The sequence below is a fragment of the Nostoc sp. UHCC 0251 genome, assembly GCF_034932245.1.
Lineage (GTDB): Bacteria > Cyanobacteriota > Cyanobacteriia > Cyanobacteriales > Nostocaceae > Nostoc.
Window position 1 is genome coordinate 1 of the sequence record NZ_JAYGHD010000072.1, and the last position, 19,775, is coordinate 19,775.

Genomic DNA, 19,775 nt, shown 5'->3' on the forward strand with positions numbered 1-19,775 from the left:
CAAGTGTTGTGGCGGGGTCTAAATCCCCGTTACAACACGTAATTGCGAATTGCGAGTTGCGAATTGCGAATTGGTTTAATAGTTGCTATTCTCCAGCTAACCATCTAATTCCTTCTATTGACCAGAGCCAATAGAAGGAATTAGTCTTAGTTCTCTGGTAAGATTTTGTAACCAAATTAAGTGCCGAAGTTTAATTTCTAAATTAAAAATCTGTCACCTGCCCTCTGTTAGACTTAACCTGTCCACGCTTACTTTTGTAGTCAAGGCGCTTTCTTTGAGAACTGCGAGTTGGTTTGGTGGGTTTGCGTTTTATCGTTACTACAACTGCGCTTTGAATGAGTTCTTGAAGACGTTTCAAAGCTGACTCCCGATTGTTCTCTTGGCTTCGGTGTTCCTGTGCTTTGATTACAACAACCCCGTCCTGGCTAATGCGTCGATCGTTCAACTTTAAAAGCTGTTCTTTATAATAATCCGGTAATGATGAAGCCGCAATATCAAAGCGCAAGTGAATCGCAGTAGAAACCTTATTCACATTCTGTCCTCCTGCTCCTTGCGAACGAATTGCACTAATTTCAATATCACTCTGTGGGATTATAACTTTGTTGGAAATTTGCAGCATTACTCACAAGGCAAAAAAGGAACATTTTAATTTGGGATAAAAATCCTTTAGTCGGTTTGTTCGGTAAAATCTGTTACTAAGTTTTGGTCTTCATTGTTGTCCAAATTCACCTCTAAAGTTTTTCCTTCTATTGTCACTTTATCACCCGGTACTAATCGCCGCCCTCGTCGGGTTTCTAGCATACCGTTTACTTGGACATCGCCACCTTGAATCATCAGCTTGGCTTGGCCTCCACTTGGCACTATACCCATCAACTTTAAATATTGATTTAACTTAATTGTGTTGTCTCTGATTTTCTTCATAGTAAATAAAGGTACGTGATCTTAATTGTATCGTGGCGTTATCAAGCCAAAGCATGAATTTATCGCGCCACATAATCGCCTAAATACAGTATTTCATTACTTCGTGGCGAATTAAAATTGGCAATACCCTGCAATGCAATGCCAATGCGCCCTGATACATTTAGAAACTAGTACATCACAACGCAAATCAACCTTTGGGCTGATTTTACTAGTTGGCTGTGGTGGAGCGTAGGCATAGTCCGTTGTAGACATCGCTATAACAAAAACTCTGATGCCAGTTTTTTATCTATAATGTTGATCGACAAAACTGCCAGATATAGGTGAACAAACTAGTCTGGTAGGTTCTTTTAATGTGTTCAGGGGACTGGATCTATGATTAAGCTCGGTTTATTGGTACAGTCCCAGAATAACTACTTGGGTATCGGAAAAGTTACGGAAATATCTGATGCCAATGCGGTCGTTGAGTATTTCTGCTCCATTGGGCAACGTTTTCAAAAAACTTTACCTTTAAATTCTCTCTCTCAAGTTAGGCTTGAACCCCAGGCTCGATGCTATATTAAGTCACAAAACCAGGATAAATGGATAGTTGGCAGAGTTTTCATCTGGGATGAAGATACAGAAATGTATCAAATTGATTTACCAGATAAAAAAACTGCGATCGCTACTGAAGAAGACATTTACGTTCGTTGTAATCTCCCAAACACTGACCCCATCGAAACTCTGGCGATGAAGGGTCACGAAACACCCTACTTTCACGACAAAAGATTGGCTTTCGTCAAAACCTTGATTAAGCAACGCGCTGTCAGTCGCGGGATGACAGGACTGATTTCGGCAAATATTAATCTTTATCCTCACCAAGTTGAAGTTGTGCGGCGGGTACTGGAAGACCCAATTCAACGCTACTTGCTAGCAGACGAGGTGGGACTGGGAAAAACCATTGAAGCGGGGGCGATTCTGCGTCAATTCCTTCTCGATGAACCGAAAAAAAATGCGGTGGTATTGGTTCCGCAATATTTGCTCAAACAATGGCGGCTTGAGTTAGAAAACAAGTTTTACATTTCCCATTTTGGCAAACGGGTAGCAGTGCTGGCGGTTGAAGATATTCATAAAATCAACCTGAAAGCGAAGATAGGCTGCTTAATTTTAGATGAAGCCCATCATATCGCAGCAATGGCAACCTCTAAGGATGCAGCAGTACGCCAGCGTTTTCAGACTTGCAAAGAACTTGCTCATAAAAGCGATCGCTTACTTTTATTATCCGCCACTCCTGTTCTCAATCATGAGCAGGATTTTCTGGCTATGTTGCACTTGCTCGACCCAGCAACCTATAAAATTGGTGATTTAGCAGGTTTCCGCGCCAAAGTTGAAAGCCGTCAGGAAATTGGTAGACTTCTCCTTTCTTTTAAAGAAGATGCGGAGCCTGTTGTTCTCAAAAGCAACTTGCAGCAACTGCGAAACCTCTTTGCTGAGGATGAATATTTACTAAAGCTGGCGGATGATTTAGAAAATTTACCAGCCAATTCTACCGAGCAAGAGCAAATAGTCCAAGCAATTCGTGTCCATGTCAGCGATATATATCGACTACACCGCCGAATGCTTCGCAACCGTCGCGCTGCGGTGGAAGATGTCATCTTTGACCGCAATTTTACACCGAAAGAAGAGTATGATTTAGACGAGCGATCGCTTGATATCCACGAACTGCTCAATCAATGGCGTAGTGTTGCTCCTGGTGAAAAGCAATATCAGCGGATTTTTCTGTTGTTATTCCTAGCTGCTGGTACTTGGTTAGGCATTTTAGAGCAGGTAATTACTGCCCGGTTAACTGGTAAGCCTCATGCTAAACTCATCCAGGAGTTTAAAGAAGATGACATTCGCCTATTAACTACAACCCCCAAATTCTCAGGGGAAGAAGAGATTCTGCAATCCTTCCTAAAAATCATTCGCCAACCTCAAGAAGACGGAGAACGGAGAGAAAGTTTAAAAACAGTACTGCTGAATCAGTTAGGTACGTACTTCAAAATTCCCGCAAACGTTCGGAAGAATCAAAACGAATTCATCACCAGGATACAGCAGAGAATACGCAGGCCAATTACTGGCGATATTCTGCCCAAATTTGTTGTATTTACCAGTTTTGTGCAAACTTGCGGCGAAATTGTCCGGTATTTATCTGATAGCTTTGGTGCAGAGACAGTAGCCAGTCATCAATTTGGAGAATCACCAGACAAAGTTGAGGAAGGCTTAAATAGGTTCAAGAATAACCCAAACTGCTTTATTTTAGTATGCGATCGCTCTGGAGAAGAAGGGCGTAATCTCCAGTTTGCCGATTGGTTAATTCATTTTGACCTGCCTTGGTCGCCGAATCAATTAGAGCAGAGAATTGGCAGGCTTGACCGCATTGGCAGCAAAATTGGAGTCCAATCTAGTGCCTTGATTGGCCCTTATTTAGAAGATAGCCCTCACAATGCTTGGTATAAAGTATTAAAAGATGGGTTTGGTATTTTCCAACAATCAATTGCCAGTCTCCAGTTTTATGTGGATGAGAAACTTGCAGAATTAGAAACAGTTTTGTTTCAATCAGGTGCTGCTGGATTGTTAGAGATGATTTCGCCAATTCAAGAGCAAATTGAAGCTGAAATAGCCAAAATTAGCGAACAGAATGCTTTAGATGAAATTGATGCTAACGATGAAATTGCCACCGAGTATTTTCAAGAGCTAGATAATTACGATGCTTGTCATTTAGAAATGAAACGAGCAATTGAAGGCTGGATTTGTGACGCGCTGGGATTCAGAGGACTCAATAACCCCGATTCATCAGAGATGCGACGTTATCAACCCTCAACGCGGACATTGGTTCCTATAAATGACTTAAAAAATCGTTTTGCTGAGAGTTACCTAGACCAATTTGGTACTTATAATCGCAGGGTAGCCAACCAGAATCCTGGTGTAAAACTTTTTCGAGTTGGGGAAGGATTTGTTGAAGCACTCTGGAACTATATAAACTGGGATGACCGAGGTGAAGCCTTTGCTCTGTGGCGCACTGATGCATCTTGGGATTCTAAAGAAGGGAAAGAGTGGTTTGGTTTTCAATGCAATTATGTAGTCGAGGCAAATTTAAGAATTGCCAAACAAGTTTTACTAGATAACAAACTAGATAATTCTCAATTCAAAAACTTGCAGCGACGTGTCGATGCTTTATTTCCACCAATTATAGAAACTATCTATGTTGATGGTCGCAAGGAACCAATCCGCGTTGTTGAAGATAAAGCGCTCTTAAGCATCCTGCAACGTCCATATAAAGATAAAAACAATAATCAAGGACGAGATTACAATCTGGCAAAAGAGCGCTTAGGAATTATTGACGATTTTGTTGACCCTAGTAAATGGCAAAATTTTTGCTATCAAGTGCGTAACACTTCTTCAGAATTACTCTCCAATCGTCCCGATTTTATTGACTTATGCCAAAGTTGTGCTAAAGTCGCCGAAAAGAAATTAGCCAATAGAGTAGAACAATTACGGCTGCGTCTGCACCAGCAAAGTTGGGATAATGCATTAGCTGAAGAATTGAAGATAGAAACTGCTTTAAATGCAGCCATTCTAGAGGGAATTCGCCAGCCCCAAATTAGGCTTGATTCTGTCGGTTTTATTATTGTATCGGGGCGATCGCTTGTGCAATTTGAGTGATATTATGTGCAGTTAAATACTGAAGTTTAATAACGTACTAACCCCACCCCTACCTAAGGAGTGGGGTTTTCCACGAATTCCAGATAAAATTAAATTTAAAAAGCCCTAGTAAAAATCCAGGGCTTTGTTTTATATCGGTTTATTAAATGCCAGCTAAAAACGTTTGCCAGCGCTTTCTATACACATAATCATCGCTCAATCGTTTGCTCAAAAATAGCGCAGAACTACCCAATTTCTACCCATCTTACCTGGGTATTCCCTTAATAATTTCTTTAGATTTACACACCCCTTTAATGATTGGTTAAGTCTTTTGAGCAATGATATAAACATGATTTTCAGGATATTGGTCATATTCGAGGTGGCGACATGTGCAATGATGATCGCTAAGGAACTTCCAAATAAAAAAATATACAACTATTTATTGTGGGGTGGGCATCTTGCCCGCCTTTGACTATGGGCTATCGTGTCGCCCACCCCACAAGATTGGATAATTTATTTCTTGGAAGTCCCTAAGAAGTTTTTACCCGTGCCTTTAATGTCCATCCACAGCCGAATACAACTATTACGGATAAACTTTGCAGTCCGAATTGCATCATCTATTGCGACTAGAAGAATAGTTTCAGACTGCCAGAAGTGGACATATTCCTTTGCCGACACAGCAAAAAAGCCGCCCCCATTATGCCTATAAGAGCCGACGCAGTGGTAGTGCTTGGCTCTGGAACTGTTTGAGAAAAAACCTGAATGGTTCCACTGGCTTTTGATTTGCCTGTGGTAGGAATATTTGGGTCTAAACTGATTTGATAAACTTCAGAAAGCGTCAATGTACCGACAGCGCCTTGAAATAAACCTTCACCACTAGTAATAGTAAAAATATTCATGGCAGTGCCTTTTGAGGAGAGAAAGTCAATTACTCCAGTAGCGTTATTTGTGCCAAACAATTTATTAGTGTCGTTACCAAACAACACTACCTCGCCTACTGGCAAGCCCTGCAAGCCAAATGTGGCGGCGTCTGTATTAAATCGGAACTCTCCAGTAGCAAAGTTAACTTGGCTGTAAGTTGAACCGCTAACTTTCGTTAAATCATAAGGAGCATCAAAACTTTGCCCTGAAATAGTTGTTACTGAAACATCTGGGGTGATGGGTTTAGACGTGGAGAATACGTCATAAGTGGCATTGAATGTGTAAACCTGTTGTGCGATCGCACTTTTTACATCTAACCCAAAACCAATTAAAGCCAAGACCACTGGAACAAGCCATGCAGTGTATGAGCGATGCATATCAATTAGGTATTTAGCATTGACTATAAGAATACAGCAATATTTAAGTTCTCTTTACCCTACCCAAAGGGTTGCCCCCAGCGCTCCCAGTTCTCCTTACTAAATGGACTGCGCGACTTCTATTGTTTTCTGAGAGTGATGAAGTTGATATTCAATTCGCACTTGCTTCACGTCAAGCTCAGATTCTAAAAACACAAGTTTTTCTACTTGCTGTAATCCTACATTTTCAAACTGTTTGAGTTCCGAGTTTGATAATGGCCAAGGTGGGCCAGAGGGTTCAACTTCTGTATCTCGAACACGAGTAATCAGTAAAAGTGTGCCACCTGGAGCAACAAGCGAGGCAGCTGAGGAGATAACGCAAGAACGCACATTCAACGGCAAAGCTTGAATATTACGACATTCAAAAACAAAGTCAAAAGCTTGATGCCATTGTGAGGGAATTGATAACAAATCTGCAACTACATAGTTGACAGTCGAATCTGGAAATCGCTCTTGACACCAAGCGATCGCTGTCGGTGAAATATCAAAGGCAGTTACCTCAAACCCTCGATGAGCTAGAGCTTCGGCATCATCTCCCAAGCCGCAACCAATGACTAGCGCCTTTTGCCCAGAAGCGAACGGTTGATGGTTCGTCAACCAATCTTGTAGATAAGGGTGAGGAGCTAACTTTGCCCAAGGAATTTTTGCTGTATCACCTTTAGCTTCGGTATATAACACTTCAAACCATGCGGATGGCTCTGATTTTTGTAAAGCTTCAGTAGCTAACTGTTTGACATAAAATCGTAAATCTTCAGGTTGCTGTTCAAACATAAAACCCTATCACTGACACTAATAACTTGAGGTAACTGATTTTGCGCTATATACGCTAGGAGCGAGAGCAATTATACCAGCAAAAAATAGTTTGGTAATTTTCACTCCAGCTTATCCGGCAAGCACTGTAAAAGCGGTTTACAGAAAAAATGGATACAACTCAGCTTAGAATAGTGGTTCATCTGCAATTAATTGAATACTCAGTTATTTTTTACTGATATTTTGTACCTACATCTCTAAAGGTGAGGTTATATTTTATCTATGCACTGCCAAATTCAACGCCAACTAACCATAGCTTTAGAAAATTATCCCGGTCGTCTAGCTGCAATGAGTAGCGCGATCGCAAATCAGAATATCAATATCGAAGCAATATCACTAATTGATAATATTGAGCAAGGTTTGATTCGGATAGTTGTTAGCGAACCCGATAAATGTAAAGACTTACTTCTTTCACAGGGATTTTACGTAATTGAGGCAGATATCATCGCTGTGGAGATTACCGATATTAATGGTCAATTAGCACGATTAACCCAAGCGATCACCAGGGCGAAAATTAACATTGAATATACTTATGGTAGTTCGACTCGTCCGGGGGAAAAAATGCACCTCATCCTAAAAGTTTCCGATCTAGATAAAGCCTATGAAGTCATAGCTGCAATTGAGGAGAGCTAACAGTGGTTTCCCTAATCAAAGATAGTGTGGGAATCTTACCTGCTGGCGCACTAGGAGTCAGTTTTTTTTACCATCTCACCAAGCAACTTACACAAGTAGACGATCGAGTTTATTTTCTCGAACGACAAAATTCCAGTAGCTCCCAGGGTTTGAAAAAAAGCGGAGAAATTGCGATCGCAACTAGCAAAACTATCAAATATTTCTCCACTGCTAAAATCCTTAAACCTGACCTTCTTAGCTGCTATAAGTTGGCTTTGTTGCCAGAAATAGTCCTTATATGTCCCAATCCCGACCAACTTTTAAGCATCATTAGCACTGCTGTCGAATTACTCATCCTCATATCCGAACAAGGAGAATTATCACAACTAGAACTACCCTTTCCCTACCTTGTTTTATCTTCCAATGGCATTTACTTTCAACGCTTCCGGCAAATATTCATTGAAAAAATCGAAGAAGCTACTCTATTTGGTCGTTTAGCCGACCTTTGGCCTGATATTATGCCTCGAATCGTCTCCCGATTTTTACGAGGAGTCACAATTCAAACTGGTGTACGGGAAGGTAGCGAAGGTAACACAATTTACCGACCAGGCCCTAGAGGACGAACCCAAATAACTGGTGGAGACATCACCTCACGAAAACGCTGTTGTGAGATTTTAGCGGGAAAGGGAGCATGGTTTGAACTTGCTCCCAACATTTCTCCTACCCGTATAGAATTTGATAAAGCCCTGGCTAACCTCAGCACTAATTTACTAGGGCAATTAATGTCAATCGATGCTCAAGGTAAGTTCAAGGTTTTAACAATCGGTGAAATATTAACAAATTCTCATCAACCCGAAATCCGCGAATTAGCTTCCCATGTATTTAAAGTCGGACAAATGATTAAGGTTTATGGAAAAGATGAAAATTTCGAGGTGGTTCTGGATCAATTGATGGAAACTTGTAATGCTCATGCATCTCATATTCCCTCTAGCTTACAATGGGTAGACACCAAAATACGTCTCTTAACCTTAGAACCTGAAATTACACCAACAGAAGCTTGGTTGCTCGAACCATTAATTCGCTATGCAAAAGCCTCTGAACTTGAAGACAGTGTTAATTATTTTGAAAGCTTGAAAAAGCAACTAATAGAAAAACTCACCCTCGCAACAAACAGAAATCGTTAATTCTATAAGCTATTACATCGGTTGCAATACTTGTCGGGTTTTGGGAAAAATTCAAAGTTTCTCTCCTAAAAGGCTACGGTGTATACACAAGTCGAAAAAAAATCAATTTCCCATTGTTATCTCGTTTATCTCGTTCCCATGCTCTGCATGGGAATGCTCCTCATGAGGCTCTGCCTCCAAGAGGAGCATTGAGTCAGAGACTCAATGAATGCATTCCCAGTCGGAGACTGGGAACGAGGAAAACGAGGAAAGTCTTATCAAGCTAGGTTTTTAGGACTTGTGTGTACACCGTAGTCTAAAAGGAGAGAGAAATAGAAGTGAGGTTTTCAGATGCCGTGAAAAATCAGGTTTACGACATGCTGCGCGATCGCAAAAAAGGTATGGCAAAAGTTTTCGGTCTACTGGCTGTGTTTGTGTTTCCGTCGTTGAAACCAGAAATAGAAAGAGCGAAAGGTGAACCAATGAGTTGAGCAACTCGAAAGGCAGATGCGATCGCTCCTTCATGTAAGCCATCTCCTAGATAAGCTCCCGTATAGTAAGTATTGTTCTCTCCATTGGTGGCAACTACTTCATCACGGTATCTAAAAGATTCAGTGGTATACAACGGAGTGTGATGTTTTTGAGTGTGAATAATGCGATCGGGAGCAATCAATCCTTCTAATTGAAACGATAAAAAATAATGCTGTGGCGATGAGATGCCGCAAAGCTGATTCAAGTAACTGTTATATCCCCATCGGCTGTCTGTTTGGAAGAAATCAAATTCCGAGGGGTGGTGAATGTGATGATGATCATACATGGAAGTATCTGTATGAATTGTAGTAGTTGCATAATTGGCTTTCCAACCTGAGAAGCGTTTAATTTCAGCATCGGTTGGATCAGCTAACAGTGCCATTACTTGGTCAGGTGGCGTGGCAAACACGACTTTATCAAACTCCTGGATCTCACCCTGCGATCGCTTGATTTTCACACCATCTGGACTTCTGGAAATATTAGCAATCTCCACATTCAACAAAACTTCACCTTTAAATAGCTCCAAAATTTTTTCAATATAGGAATATACACCGCCTTTAATCCTGACCCATTTGACTGCGAGGTAGTCGCGTAACATCAGAATTGCCATCTCTGCGGGAAAGTTGTCAATAAGTTCAAACGGCATTGAGTAACTATACATCGTCAGCAACTTTAGCCAGGTATTACTTATACTTTGCTTGTTCACATATTGAGACAGTGGCTGATTGTAAAAATCTTCCATCTGAGCAAATCGCGTTTTTAGCCATAATCCAAAGGAACGAGCATGGACGGCATCGAACCGCAGAGATTCAATGAGGCGGTGGATGCCTGTATAGTTGTTATCAATCATCACCCTCGATAAAAAGTGATTACCATCTTTGGGGAATAAAGCTGAACCGACACGGATGGGTTCTAGTTCCACCCCTAGCTCTTGCATGAGAGCAACGAAGTTATAAAATACGGTAGGAAATTCTAGAACTCCACTTTCCAACATTTCATTGCAATTAGATTGGTTAGGTTTCACATTCTTGTTGAGTGTCCGAATATGTCCCCCCAACATCGGCTGCCGTTCAAACACGGTGACATGATGTCCTTGTTTATCAAGTAGGTAAGCTGTAACCATACCACTGGCTCCACCACCGATAACTGCAATTCTCATAACTGACCTCTCAGTTGTTGAATATGACTAATATGTGTGACCGAACTAAGCAGGGGTGCAGGGGGCCTGACTTTTCACGGCATCTGGAAAACCTCTCTCTAAATCTCTCTCCTAAAAGGAGAGAGACTTTGAATTTTCCCCCTTCCCGCGTCGGGAAGGGGGTTAGGGGGTTAGGTTTTTGGTGGACTTTTCTACATAATGTGAAAAGTCAGGGCAGGGGGAAAAGCAAAAACTCGAAAATTGTTGTCCCCTGTATCCCTGCAATCTGGTCGCAGAGCAACCGAATTTATTCGTGGAACTGCCCTTTTTCTCCCTATCCCCCACCAAGCCCCTCCATTCATGGATGGGGTCTTCTCCCCTGCTGCCTGCCCCCTTTCTTCTTCCTGGCTGTCTGTTTAGCTATTGCCTAAAAGCACATCGCCAGATAATCGTTGATACAGCAATGCTCCAGTCCAGAATGTGGGAGCAAAACCCGGATAACCTGATGAAGCATTGCAGAAATAAAAATGGTTGAGTGAAGTTTCATGATTCAACCGTCCTAGACCCATATTGCGCGGTGTAAGACTAGAACCGTAGGAATTCCCGTTGGGACACCAGCAAAAACGTTCATTGGTGGTGGGGCTACCCGTGATGTGAAAGACCATGTGCTTTCTAAAGTTCGGCACATATTCTTTTTCCACGACATCTAGTATGGAGTCAAAGACTTCTTGTTTCTTCTGATTGTAGGCTTTGCGATCGCTCTGTCGCAATTGTTTGAAGTAGTTATAATTAGCAACGGTAAGGAATTCGACAATCTGGCAATCCTCTGGGCAATCCCGACTCGCTTCTGTCAATAAAGTGGGCGTTGTAATGGCAAAGCTGGGATTAGAAAAGTCATTGCGTTCATACATCTGAGCAAAGGCTTCATTCAAATCCTGATGACCTGTATGGAAGAGATTCCACTTGCCAAATCCATAGTTTCGCATGTCAAGGTCTTTGACAACGCAATAAGCCATGTAGTTGGATGGAGAATACTCATAGTTGAGTTTTCGGCGCACGGTTTTGGAGAAATTTGACTCACCAATCATTTTGGCGGCTTTTTTGGGGTCAATGTTGCAAATCACAGTATCGCCTGTAAATTCATGAGTTTGATGGGTGGTTAAATCCATCGCCTCAACTCCCGTAATTGTTCGGTCTGTGAGTCTAAAATTCACGACTTCATGATTGAGTAGTACTTGCCCTCCGTGTGATTCAATCACTTTGACTAACGAATTGATTACATGCTCAAAATGTTGGGTTGGGTAAAATGCACCGGCTTGATAGCCCTTGAACAAAGCGACCCAGGCATAGAAAGAGAGTTGATTTGGAGGCAGCAAAAAATCAGGCCATTGCAGAGCCAATAGGGTCTGGGCGGCTTGAGGTAGCTGAAACTTGTCGAATACATCCTGAAGTGTGCTGTTAAGATATTGGGCAGTACAAACCACTTCACCTGGATGTTGGAGCAGTTCAAGTGGCTTAACTGGAGGAGCGAGTAGTTTCAAACCTGCGCTCGTTTTTTCAACGTCATTGACAAATTGGCGAATGCGATCACTATATGCAGGAAACAGCGTTGATAATCGTTGGATTAATTTCTCTGGTTCCGAAGGAATATCTAATGCATATCCCGGCATTCGCATGTGGTCAAAGCCATCCGGGTCGTACCGTTCAAAAGTTACTTCCTGATCCAAGCCCAGTTCCTTGAGTACCCGATTCACCGTTTGTCCTTCACCACAATCCCAAACATAATGGAATTGGGCATTAAAGGTGTATTTTTTAGCCATCGTAAACGTATGACCAAAGCCACCTGGATGCTCATGGGCTTCAAGTACTTGCACGGTCTTACCGGAGTTTGCCATCAAAGCGCCAAAGACCAATGCTGATAAACCACTGCCGACAATCAGGTAATCTGGTTTCATAAGAGGTTTCCTGAAACGATAAATATTTTTTTGCCTTACTACTTAGGAAGTGAATCAGATGGCACAGTTGCTATCAATCTTGCTGCCATTTGCACTGTTTCCCGACTTTAGAGAACTCCAAAAAATAAATTATTTAATTTACTCAGATTCTATTTTTCTTACTCCCCCTGCTCCCCCTGCTCCCCCCAGGGCTGATTCATTCCATTTCAAACAGGATTTGTCAAGATGGTTAGCGAGAAAATTGTAAGTAAGCGTGACGAAGAGATGAACATTTAAGCACTGAAATATCAGTAAAATAGTTGGTTTCATCGGCACGCTGGTAACAAAATAACTAATTTTTAATCGCTAGAACCCTTGATTTTTAAAGCTCTTTGGGGAATGAAACAGCCCTGCTGCTCCCCCTGCTCCCCCTGCTCCCCCTGTTCCCTGCCCCCTGCCTCCACTTGGAGTTACTCCAAGATCGGCGGTTGTGCCTTACCCAATTTCCAGGCAAGAATCGATCCCAAGCCCAACAGACTCACAACAGACACTACAATCCCACCGAAAAATGGAATCAGGGCAAGTATTGTGACAATCAGCAACCCAATCAAGAACTGCTGCAAACTGCTTCGCCGATCGCTTTTTACCACTTGTTGACCGATGAATAGTGAGATTCCCAATGCTCCAACCAATGATGTCAGACTCACTATTAAGCTGACGAGTGGAATCAATGGAATGCCAATTAGGGTGAGTGCCAAAAAAATGTTCAGGACAATTAAGGTAAACACTGCCCCAATTCCCCATAATGCGCTTTGGCCTGGATATTGACGCACGGTAGCCGCTAAATTTGGCAGAAAACGTGGTGCGGTTTGTAACAAAATTATGCCAACAATGGCAGCGACGATCGCGGATAAAATCCGAAAACTGGCGTGAAAGAAATACATCGGGAAAAATCGATTGCGATCGCGGTGCATCCCCATCATGCCTCGTTCATTATATTGATCGTCGAATATGCCTTTTGATCCGCCAATAGTGGCTCCTTCTGCTTGTACGACTTGGCCACCGATCGCATAGGCATCGCCATCTACCCGTGCGCCTTGGTTGAGAATGACATTTCCACCAATAGCGATCGCGGTTTTTGTCACCCGTCCATTAGGTTGGATGATCGCCGAGCCACCAATGGCAATAGCATTTTCTACAACTTGTTTTTCTACAACCGTGACATTTCCACCCAATCGAACTAGATTGGCATTATTAATATTGAGATCAGTCTGTGCAATCGCATTTCCGGTAAACAGAAATACTATTGTAGAGATAAACATGATCGTCAACTGTTTCCATCTCATGTTTAAGACTCCTAATTTTCTTCTACAATCTTGTTAGATTGATTAGGCGATAATTGACGAAGTTATGTTTTGATTAAAACCGCACAGAACCTCATCTGCTTTGAATTCATCTCTGAAACCGATCGCAATTAAATAGATCATTTTTTACTTCCTATTTTCACTAGATAAAATCATTCAACTATTACTCGATCGAGTGGTCGTCTCACTGAACTTGGAGTTTCAGGTCTATATCCGGAATGAATAACTATATCTGGTCTGCGATCGCTAATAGCAATATATGAATCGAACTATGGACGCAATACCAAAACCTCGATTGGCTGCTTCAATAATGCACTTTTGAACCCTACAGGACTAGCTTGTAAAGCAAAAAGTTTATAACATCGACCTATTTAAATCCAATTATCCTTGTCATTTAGCTCAGACAAAAACACAACGATGCCCGCAAAACTAAGGATACGGTGGGCATATTTATTATTCTCACTCTTGGCAGTGAAAAATAAATTCAACAGCATCATCCCAAGTTAGTGGGGAGTAGCAGGATTTCCTGAAGAATTTGAAAATAAGCTATCAACCCTACTCACCACTTCGTTATAAGCCAATACGGTTCAGTTAAGGGCTAATTGTACAAAATTGTGGTTTTTCGAGACGCGATAAATCGCCGTCTCTACAAGTGTTTTGGTCTTAGCTGAACTGTATTGCGTTATAAGCTATCGCGCATTTAATTTGCACAACTAACTAGGGCGGCAGGATGCTTACCCAAGAAGATTTATATTCATAGTGGGTGTGTAAATTAAAAAAATTTAGCTTAAATAACCAAATCGAATTTAGGATTAGAGTTATTCAACAAAAAAGCGATTCAAGAAATAAAATGCCTAGCCTTATGATGGATATCATACCTCTCCAAAAATTAAATTAACCTAAACTAAGGATATAAAATGCTACTTTTATGAACTCAAATAAATACGCCAAAAGAATGATGCAGATAAAATTACATATAAAATTGGGCACGTAATCTGACTCCTGATTGAAACAGACTCATGATACAGAGCAACTAAATGTATTATTTATGTGGATTATTAATTTTTAATTTTTAATTCGGAGCAAAGCGACGTGACTCTTCATTTTCTTGCTACCACAATCATTCGGCGGCTATCAAGCGCAAACGGTTCACCATCGTAACCATAGCCTTCTACTTCGCTGAAACCCGTTTGCAGGAGCCAATCGCGGATTTCGGGAAAGGTAAAATTGCGAATAAAGTATTCACCTCGCCGCACTTGTCCATCACGAATGATAATCCGCTCGGTATAGGTACGATTAGTAAGCGCATCGTAGCCTGTACGTGCAAGCATATAATTTCCCTCACGCTCAGTAATTAACTCAGGCGTAAATTCTTGCAAAACACGGCTAAAATTCTGAATATCAATTAGCAATTTGCCACCTACTTTTAGAGCGCGATACGCTTGGGTTAAGACCGCTCGATTTTCATTGTCATCGAAGTAACCAAAAGCTGTGAAGCAGTTGATAATGCAGTTGAAGCGATCGCTAAAGGGTAGGGAACGCATATCGCCTTGAAGGTACTCTACCTTAACACCATTGTTAGCCGCATCTTGATTTGCTTTTTCTAAAAAGAAAGCTGTTGCATCAAGTCCAGTCACATGATAACCACGAGCCGCTAACTGATTAGCAATTCGTCCATGCCCACAAGCTAAGTCTAAAATACTCATCTCTGCTTGTAAATCTAGCAATCGGCAAATGAGATCAACTTCGTGTTGAGTGCGTTCTGGTGTCAACAAAGTTTCATAAAAGTAAAGATAATCTTCCTCGAATACGCTGTTACCATCAAATGTATTTGTAACCATTTTTAATCTGATTTATAAAGTGAATTTTAAATATGGAATTTACTGAAGTTGCAAGCATCAGTGCCAACCCATCCATAGAAGCATCTACGGATAACTTTTTAATGCAACAAAGTGTCCGACAAAATTTTACTATTATTAGAGCAATTGTGCTGAAGTGGATTTTTTATTCAGGTTCGCCAGTCAACAAGAAGGGTGTTGGGGGTAGGGGGTAGAAGGTAGGGAAGACGGGGCAAGAACCCTATGGTTGTTGGGGCTGTCTCTTTCCCCTACACCCCACACCCTAAACCCCACACCCCGCCCCAACGGGGCTTGGTCATAGTCTAAGCTTGGGTATTTTTGGAGAAGTCTAAAGGATATGACTAGATTAACTGTTGTCCTTTGGTTACGTCAGCTAGTTTTTGGCTTCAGCTTAAGCTGTATACTTTTACTTTCAGGTTGTGTCACAGATGGTTCCACTACTGGTAACACACTTACGGTTGCTACAGAACCTACGTTTCCGCCTTTCGAGTTTCAATCTGCCAGTGGTGAGTTGCAAGGCTTTGACATTGATTTGATGAATGCGATCGCTCAATCTGCTGGCTTTAAAGTTAAGTATCAAAATATGCCTTTTGCTGGTATGATTCCAGCATTGCAAGCGCAAACCGTAGATGCAGCAGTTGCGGCAATGACGATTACTGCCGAACGGGCGAAGACAATTTCCTTCTCGCGTCCTTACTTCAAATCAGGGCTAGCGATCGTTACCCGCACAGATAATCAAAACATTACCAATTTCGCCGATCTTAAGAACAAAACCATTGGCGTACAAATTGGGACAACTGGAGCACAAAAGGCTAAAAATATTCCAGGATCTGAAATTCGCACTTTTAATGATTCACCTTTAACCCTGCAAGCATTAATCAACGGTAATGTCGATGCCGTTCTTAATGATCAGGTCGTTATCTTATATGGCATCAAGAGCGGCAACCTTAAGGGACTCAAAGTGGTCAGCAGTTTGCTAACAGAAGAATTTTATGGCATTCCTACACCTAAGGGATCGCCCAACTTGCAAGCGATTAACCAAGGTCTAGAAACAGTACTGAAAAATGGTATTTACGCCAAAATCTACCAAAAGTGGTTTGGTATCCAACCGCCACAACTACCAGAAAAATCACCCATCGAAAACCAGACTCCCGAAAACGGCGTATCCCAACTATTTACCTCACTAAATATTATCTTTAAGTCCCTACCCACCTTGCTAAGTGGGGCTTTAGTAACACTTGAACTCACAGCAATCTCAGTCTTGCTGGGTATGATCGGAGGTACACTGATTGGAATTGTTCGCCTTTTCCCCACTCCGCCTTTGCCCTGGATTGCTAGAGCGTATGTAGACTTTTTCCGGGGGACACCGTTGCTGGTGCAAATTTTTATGATTTACTTTGGATTGCCTGCTTTAGCCCAAAATTTTGGTTTCACCTTTACTTTAAATCGTTTAGCAGCAGCGGTCATTGCATTGAGTCTCAATAGCGCTGCCTACATTGCTGAAGTTGTCCGAGCAGGCATTCAATCAATTGATCCTGGGCAAGCAGAAGCCTCTCAATCACTAGGTTTAAGCTCAGTGCAAACGATGCGCTATGTAATCTTTCCTCAAGCCCTCCGACGGATGCTGCCACCTCTGGGCAATGAGTTCATTAGCCTGCTTAAAGATACCAGCTTAGTTGCTATCATCGGGTTTGAAGAGTTGTTCCGCAAAGGACAGCTGATTGTAGCTGAGAACTATCGTTCATTTGAGATTTACGCCACTGTCGCCTTGATTTATTTATTTTTGACCCTGCTTTCTTCTCAAGCGTTTAGTCGCTTTGAGCGATCGCTCAATCCCGTTAAGAAAAAGAACAAGTGATATCATGTCCGGCTCATTAGTTATACCAATTCTCCAAAATGAGGCAACAGATGTAAATCAGGAAAGTCCTGCTGCATCTAAGTTTCTTAATTGCGTTAGCGCAGCGTTAGCGACGTAGGAGCGTCATTGCGAATTGCGAATTGCGAATTGCGAATTGGTATTACAGTTACCACATCTGTGCAAAAATCGAAAAATCCTCTTTCCCCCAACAAGAACTGCGGTTTTAATGATAAATCTTTAACCGGACACGATATGATGGGGAATTTTAAAAGAAAGGGGGCAGAGCAGGGCTGTTTTCTCGCAGAGAGTGTCAACGCTGCATATGCCGACTAGCCATTTGGATGGCATCAGCGATATCGACATCACCATCGCCGTCAGCATCCAAGAAAGAATTCAGTACAGAATTCCCGCCAGCTTGGGGATTCTGAGCATTTGCACCTGTTTTCAAAAAATTCAGTACCAAAGGTACTGCTAAAGGCAGCAATTGTTGAACCATACTAGCATCCAATCCGGTGCGCTGGGCAGCAAACTGAGCTACCTGTTGTTGGATCTGAGGAGAAAACAGGGAATTGACGGCTTGAGGGTTAGGAGAAGTACCAGCATATTGATTAACTAGAGTTTGTGCGGCTTCATTACCATCTGTGGCTTGCTTTTGTTGTAAAGCAGAACGCACTTGACCGCCGACAATAGATAAAACTGATTGGATGGTAGAAGGGTTTGTGCCTGTACGATCGCTCAATTGTTGCACAGTGTTAACAATACTTCCCAATTGACCTAAGCTGCCCTGTTGATTGGGATTAGCAACGGCACCAAGTATTTGATCAAAAAGTCCCATAAGTTTGTTTCTCTCTTTGTTCTCAAAAAGCTTGCCAAAACTGGCGTAAGTCCACTAAAAAGTTGGAACGCGCAAGCTTCATAATGAACGAATAAAACTTCAAAAGCTACTAGCTTAAGGATGATAAATTAGTTAAGCAATACCTGCGGTGGGTAGAGCCAACACAAACTCTGTACCTCGATTTAACTCAGATTGGCAAGTGATTTTACCCTGATGTTTTTCTACCACAATTTGGTATGCGATCGCTAGCCCTAAACCAGTACCAATACCTCGTGGTTTGGTTGTGAAAAATGTTTCAAATATCTTTTTCTGATTTTCTGGTGAAATACCAGAGCCGTTATCTGCAATTCGCACTATCACCAAATCATTCTGCCAGCGTTCTGTGATGATGGTGATTTCAGGCATAAATTCGGGATTATCAGCCGATTTTTGCTCCAAAGCATCAATGGCATTGCTGAGAAGATTCATAAATACCTGATAAAGTAAACCGGTGTAGCCTGGAATCGGTGGAATTTCTCCATAGCTGCGAACAAGGCTAATACCATTTTTCAGGCGATTGTTCAGAATCAACAGTGTACTCTCTATACAAGCGTGTAGTTCTACTAACTGCATTTCCGCGTCATCTAAACGAGAGAAATCTTTCAAACTTCGGACAATTTCTCGCGTGCGATCGGCACCAACTGTCATAGAGTTGAAGAGTTTTGGCAAATCTACTTCAAGAAACTCCAAATCAATTTCTTCTGTTAAAGTTTGCAGAGCAGTAGAAGGATGAGGAACTTCAGCTTTGTATGTTTGTAATAGCGATAACAGGTCATCAGTATAGGTTTTCGCGTGTACGAGGTTGCCAGAAATGAAATTTATCGGATTATTAATTTCGTGAGCGACACCAGCCAGCATCCGTCCTAAACTAGACATTTTCTCACTTTGAATTAGCCGAACTTGAGTCTCAGCTTGTTGTTCTTCTAAAAGGTGCTTCACCTGTTGGATTAATTGATTAAGGGAGCTAGTTAACGCCCCAACTTCATCTTGTGTGGTGACAGGTGCTTGCAAGTCGAAATTTGCTTCTTGAGTAACTCTTTGGGCAATATTCGTGACTGCGTTAATGGGATGGGCGATGATTCTACTTGTGTAGAAAGCCAAAATAGCAGCGATCGCCACTGACAGCAGCATACTACCAATAATAATCTGAGCTTGCATGAGTGCAGCCTTTTCTTGGGCTAGATCAACTTCCTCTTGGCGTTCTTGAACTGTTTTGGCAAAGCCGGTTAACTCATGAGCAAACTGATAAAACTTTAGAGCATCCTGACTTTGGCTGAATGTCGAGATTAATTGCTGTGCTTTTATAGCTCCCTCTGGCTGTGAAGTTAATGGCAAAATTTGCCGAATCAGCAACTTAAGTCGTTCAAAATACCCGGCTATCGTGCTGTTATGCTTTGTGAGCAGAGCTTGTAAATCCCCTTGAGAACTGGTTTGACTAAATTCTTGTGCCTGAGAAAGTAACGTTTCCGCTTCCGCCAGATCAGTTTTGAAATTAGAAATTCCTCTTTGTAACGCTTGCGGCTGCTGCAAAAAAGGCAGTATTTCTTGCTGGCGGATCTGTATTTCTAATAGTTCGCCTTGCAAACTACTTAACAAGCTTCCTTCTTCATCTACCAAGTTCATCTGTTGTCTAGCTTGTTGGAAGTAGCGATCGCCTACTAAGCTAATCGGCATTTAAGTTGCATAATCAGGGCGGGCAAGATGCCCACCCCAC

The 19,775-nt window shown here is 41.9% G+C and carries 15 protein-coding genes; 5 read left to right on the plus strand and 10 right to left on the minus strand.

What is annotated here, in order from left to right; translation table 11 throughout:
- Positions 1-202: 202 nt before the first annotated feature.
- Both arfB and VB740_RS11065 read right to left on the minus strand, forming a co-directional pair.
- Complete coding sequence (gene arfB / locus VB740_RS11060; RefSeq protein WP_323200051.1) at positions 203-619, minus strand: alternative ribosome rescue aminoacyl-tRNA hydrolase ArfB; 417 nt, start codon at positions 617-619, stop codon at positions 203-205.
- Positions 620-666: 47 nt separating this feature from the next.
- Positions 667-921, minus strand: coding sequence for an RNA-binding S4 domain-containing protein (locus VB740_RS11065; protein ID WP_323200052.1), 255 nt, complete (start codon positions 919-921; stop codon positions 667-669).
- A gap of 372 nt (positions 922-1,293) precedes the next feature.
- Here VB740_RS11065 and dpdE point away from each other — a divergent pair, with 372 nt between their 5' ends.
- The gene (gene dpdE / locus VB740_RS11070) at positions 1,294-4,602 is read left to right on the plus strand and encodes a protein DpdE (protein WP_323200053.1); all 3,309 of its coding nucleotides are present in this window, start codon (positions 1,294-1,296) and stop codon (positions 4,600-4,602) included.
- A gap of 605 nt (positions 4,603-5,207) precedes the next feature.
- On the opposite strand, the gene VB740_RS11075 is transcribed toward dpdE, so the two are convergent.
- The gene (locus VB740_RS11075) at positions 5,208-5,879 is read right to left on the minus strand and encodes a hypothetical protein (protein WP_323200054.1); all 672 of its coding nucleotides are present in this window, start codon (positions 5,877-5,879) and stop codon (positions 5,208-5,210) included.
- A gap of 99 nt (positions 5,880-5,978) precedes the next feature.
- Entirely contained in the window at positions 5,979-6,689 is a 711-nt protein-coding gene (locus VB740_RS11080; RefSeq protein ID WP_323200055.1) for a class I SAM-dependent methyltransferase, read from the minus strand.
- 261 nt (positions 6,690-6,950) lie between these two features.
- Between VB740_RS11080 and VB740_RS11085 the strand changes: the two genes are divergently transcribed.
- Both VB740_RS11085 and VB740_RS11090 read left to right on the plus strand, forming a co-directional pair.
- Positions 6,951-7,361, plus strand: a complete 411-nt coding sequence (locus VB740_RS11085) for an amino acid-binding protein (protein WP_323200056.1) — start codon at positions 6,951-6,953, stop codon at positions 7,359-7,361.
- A 2-nt stretch (positions 7,362-7,363) separates the two neighbouring features.
- A complete protein-coding gene (locus VB740_RS11090) occupies positions 7,364-8,524 on the plus strand; it encodes a hypothetical protein (protein ID WP_323200057.1) in 1,161 nt (386 codons plus the stop codon).
- Between the two features lie 349 nt (positions 8,525-8,873).
- Here VB740_RS11090 and VB740_RS11095 read toward each other — a convergent pair whose 3' ends face one another.
- From VB740_RS11095 to VB740_RS11110, 4 genes are all read right to left on the minus strand, one after another.
- On the minus strand, positions 8,874-10,193 hold the full coding sequence (locus VB740_RS11095) for an FAD-dependent oxidoreductase (protein WP_323200058.1): 1,320 nt from the start codon (positions 10,191-10,193) through the stop codon (positions 8,874-8,876).
- A gap of 395 nt (positions 10,194-10,588) precedes the next feature.
- Positions 10,589-12,127 carry an NAD(P)/FAD-dependent oxidoreductase gene (locus tag VB740_RS11100; protein WP_323200059.1) on the minus strand — a complete coding sequence of 513 codons (1,539 nt, stop codon included), beginning with the start codon at positions 12,125-12,127 and terminating at the stop codon, positions 10,589-10,591.
- Positions 12,128-12,576: 449 nt separating this feature from the next.
- Positions 12,577-13,452 (minus strand): hypothetical protein, encoded by an 876-nt coding sequence (locus VB740_RS11105; protein WP_323200060.1) that lies wholly within the window; start codon positions 13,450-13,452, stop codon positions 12,577-12,579.
- 1,118 nt (positions 13,453-14,570) lie between these two features.
- Positions 14,571-15,311, minus strand: a complete 741-nt coding sequence (locus VB740_RS11110) for a class I SAM-dependent methyltransferase (protein ID WP_323200061.1) — start codon at positions 15,309-15,311, stop codon at positions 14,571-14,573.
- A gap of 32 nt (positions 15,312-15,343) precedes the next feature.
- On the opposite strand from VB740_RS11110, the gene VB740_RS11115 reads away from it, so the two are divergent.
- Both VB740_RS11115 and VB740_RS11120 read left to right on the plus strand, forming a co-directional pair.
- The gene (locus VB740_RS11115) at positions 15,344-15,523 is read left to right on the plus strand and encodes a hypothetical protein (RefSeq protein WP_323200062.1); all 180 of its coding nucleotides are present in this window, start codon (positions 15,344-15,346) and stop codon (positions 15,521-15,523) included.
- 143 nt (positions 15,524-15,666) lie between these two features.
- Entirely contained in the window at positions 15,667-17,187 is a 1,521-nt protein-coding gene (locus tag VB740_RS11120; protein ID WP_323200063.1) for an ABC transporter permease subunit, read from the plus strand.
- Between the two features lie 310 nt (positions 17,188-17,497).
- On the opposite strand, the gene VB740_RS11125 is transcribed toward VB740_RS11120, so the two are convergent.
- Together VB740_RS11125 and VB740_RS11130 are read right to left on the minus strand one after the other, a co-directional pair.
- The gene (locus VB740_RS11125; RefSeq protein ID WP_323200064.1) at positions 17,498-18,022 is read right to left on the minus strand and encodes a DUF937 domain-containing protein; all 525 of its coding nucleotides are present in this window, start codon (positions 18,020-18,022) and stop codon (positions 17,498-17,500) included.
- A 132-nt stretch (positions 18,023-18,154) separates the two neighbouring features.
- Positions 18,155-19,735, minus strand: coding sequence for an ATP-binding protein (locus VB740_RS11130; protein WP_323200065.1), 1,581 nt, complete (start codon positions 19,733-19,735; stop codon positions 18,155-18,157).
- Positions 19,736-19,775 lie beyond the last annotated feature (40 nt).

Bases quoted from the DNA above. Each gene is read 5' to 3' on its own strand.
- dpdE (WP_323200053.1), top strand. From the start codon at position 1,294: ATGATTAAGCTCGGTTTATTGGTACAGTCCCAGAATAACTACTTGGGT.
- VB740_RS11115 (WP_323200062.1), top strand. From the start codon at position 15,344: ATGGAATTTACTGAAGTTGCAAGCATCAGTGCCAACCCATCCATAGAA.
- VB740_RS11080 (WP_323200055.1), bottom strand. From the start codon at position 6,689: ATGTTTGAACAGCAACCTGAAGATTTACGATTTTATGTCAAACAGTTA.
- VB740_RS11095 (WP_323200058.1), bottom strand. From the start codon at position 10,193: ATGAGAATTGCAGTTATCGGTGGTGGAGCCAGTGGTATGGTTACAGCT.
- VB740_RS11075 (WP_323200054.1), bottom strand. From the start codon at position 5,879: ATGCATCGCTCATACACTGCATGGCTTGTTCCAGTGGTCTTGGCTTTA.
- arfB (WP_323200051.1), bottom strand. From the start codon at position 619: ATGCTGCAAATTTCCAACAAAGTTATAATCCCACAGAGTGATATTGAA.
- VB740_RS11125 (WP_323200064.1), bottom strand. From the start codon at position 18,022: ATGGGACTTTTTGATCAAATACTTGGTGCCGTTGCTAATCCCAATCAA.
- VB740_RS11100 (WP_323200059.1), bottom strand. From the start codon at position 12,127: ATGAAACCAGATTACCTGATTGTCGGCAGTGGTTTATCAGCATTGGTC.
- VB740_RS11085 (WP_323200056.1), top strand. From the start codon at position 6,951: ATGCACTGCCAAATTCAACGCCAACTAACCATAGCTTTAGAAAATTAT.
- VB740_RS11110 (WP_323200061.1), bottom strand. From the start codon at position 15,311: ATGGTTACAAATACATTTGATGGTAACAGCGTATTCGAGGAAGATTAT.
- VB740_RS11120 (WP_323200063.1), top strand. From the start codon at position 15,667: ATGACTAGATTAACTGTTGTCCTTTGGTTACGTCAGCTAGTTTTTGGC.
- VB740_RS11105 (WP_323200060.1), bottom strand. From the start codon at position 13,452: ATGAGATGGAAACAGTTGACGATCATGTTTATCTCTACAATAGTATTT.
- VB740_RS11065 (WP_323200052.1), bottom strand. From the start codon at position 921: ATGAAGAAAATCAGAGACAACACAATTAAGTTAAATCAATATTTAAAG.
- VB740_RS11130 (WP_323200065.1), bottom strand. From the start codon at position 19,735: ATGCCGATTAGCTTAGTAGGCGATCGCTACTTCCAACAAGCTAGACAA.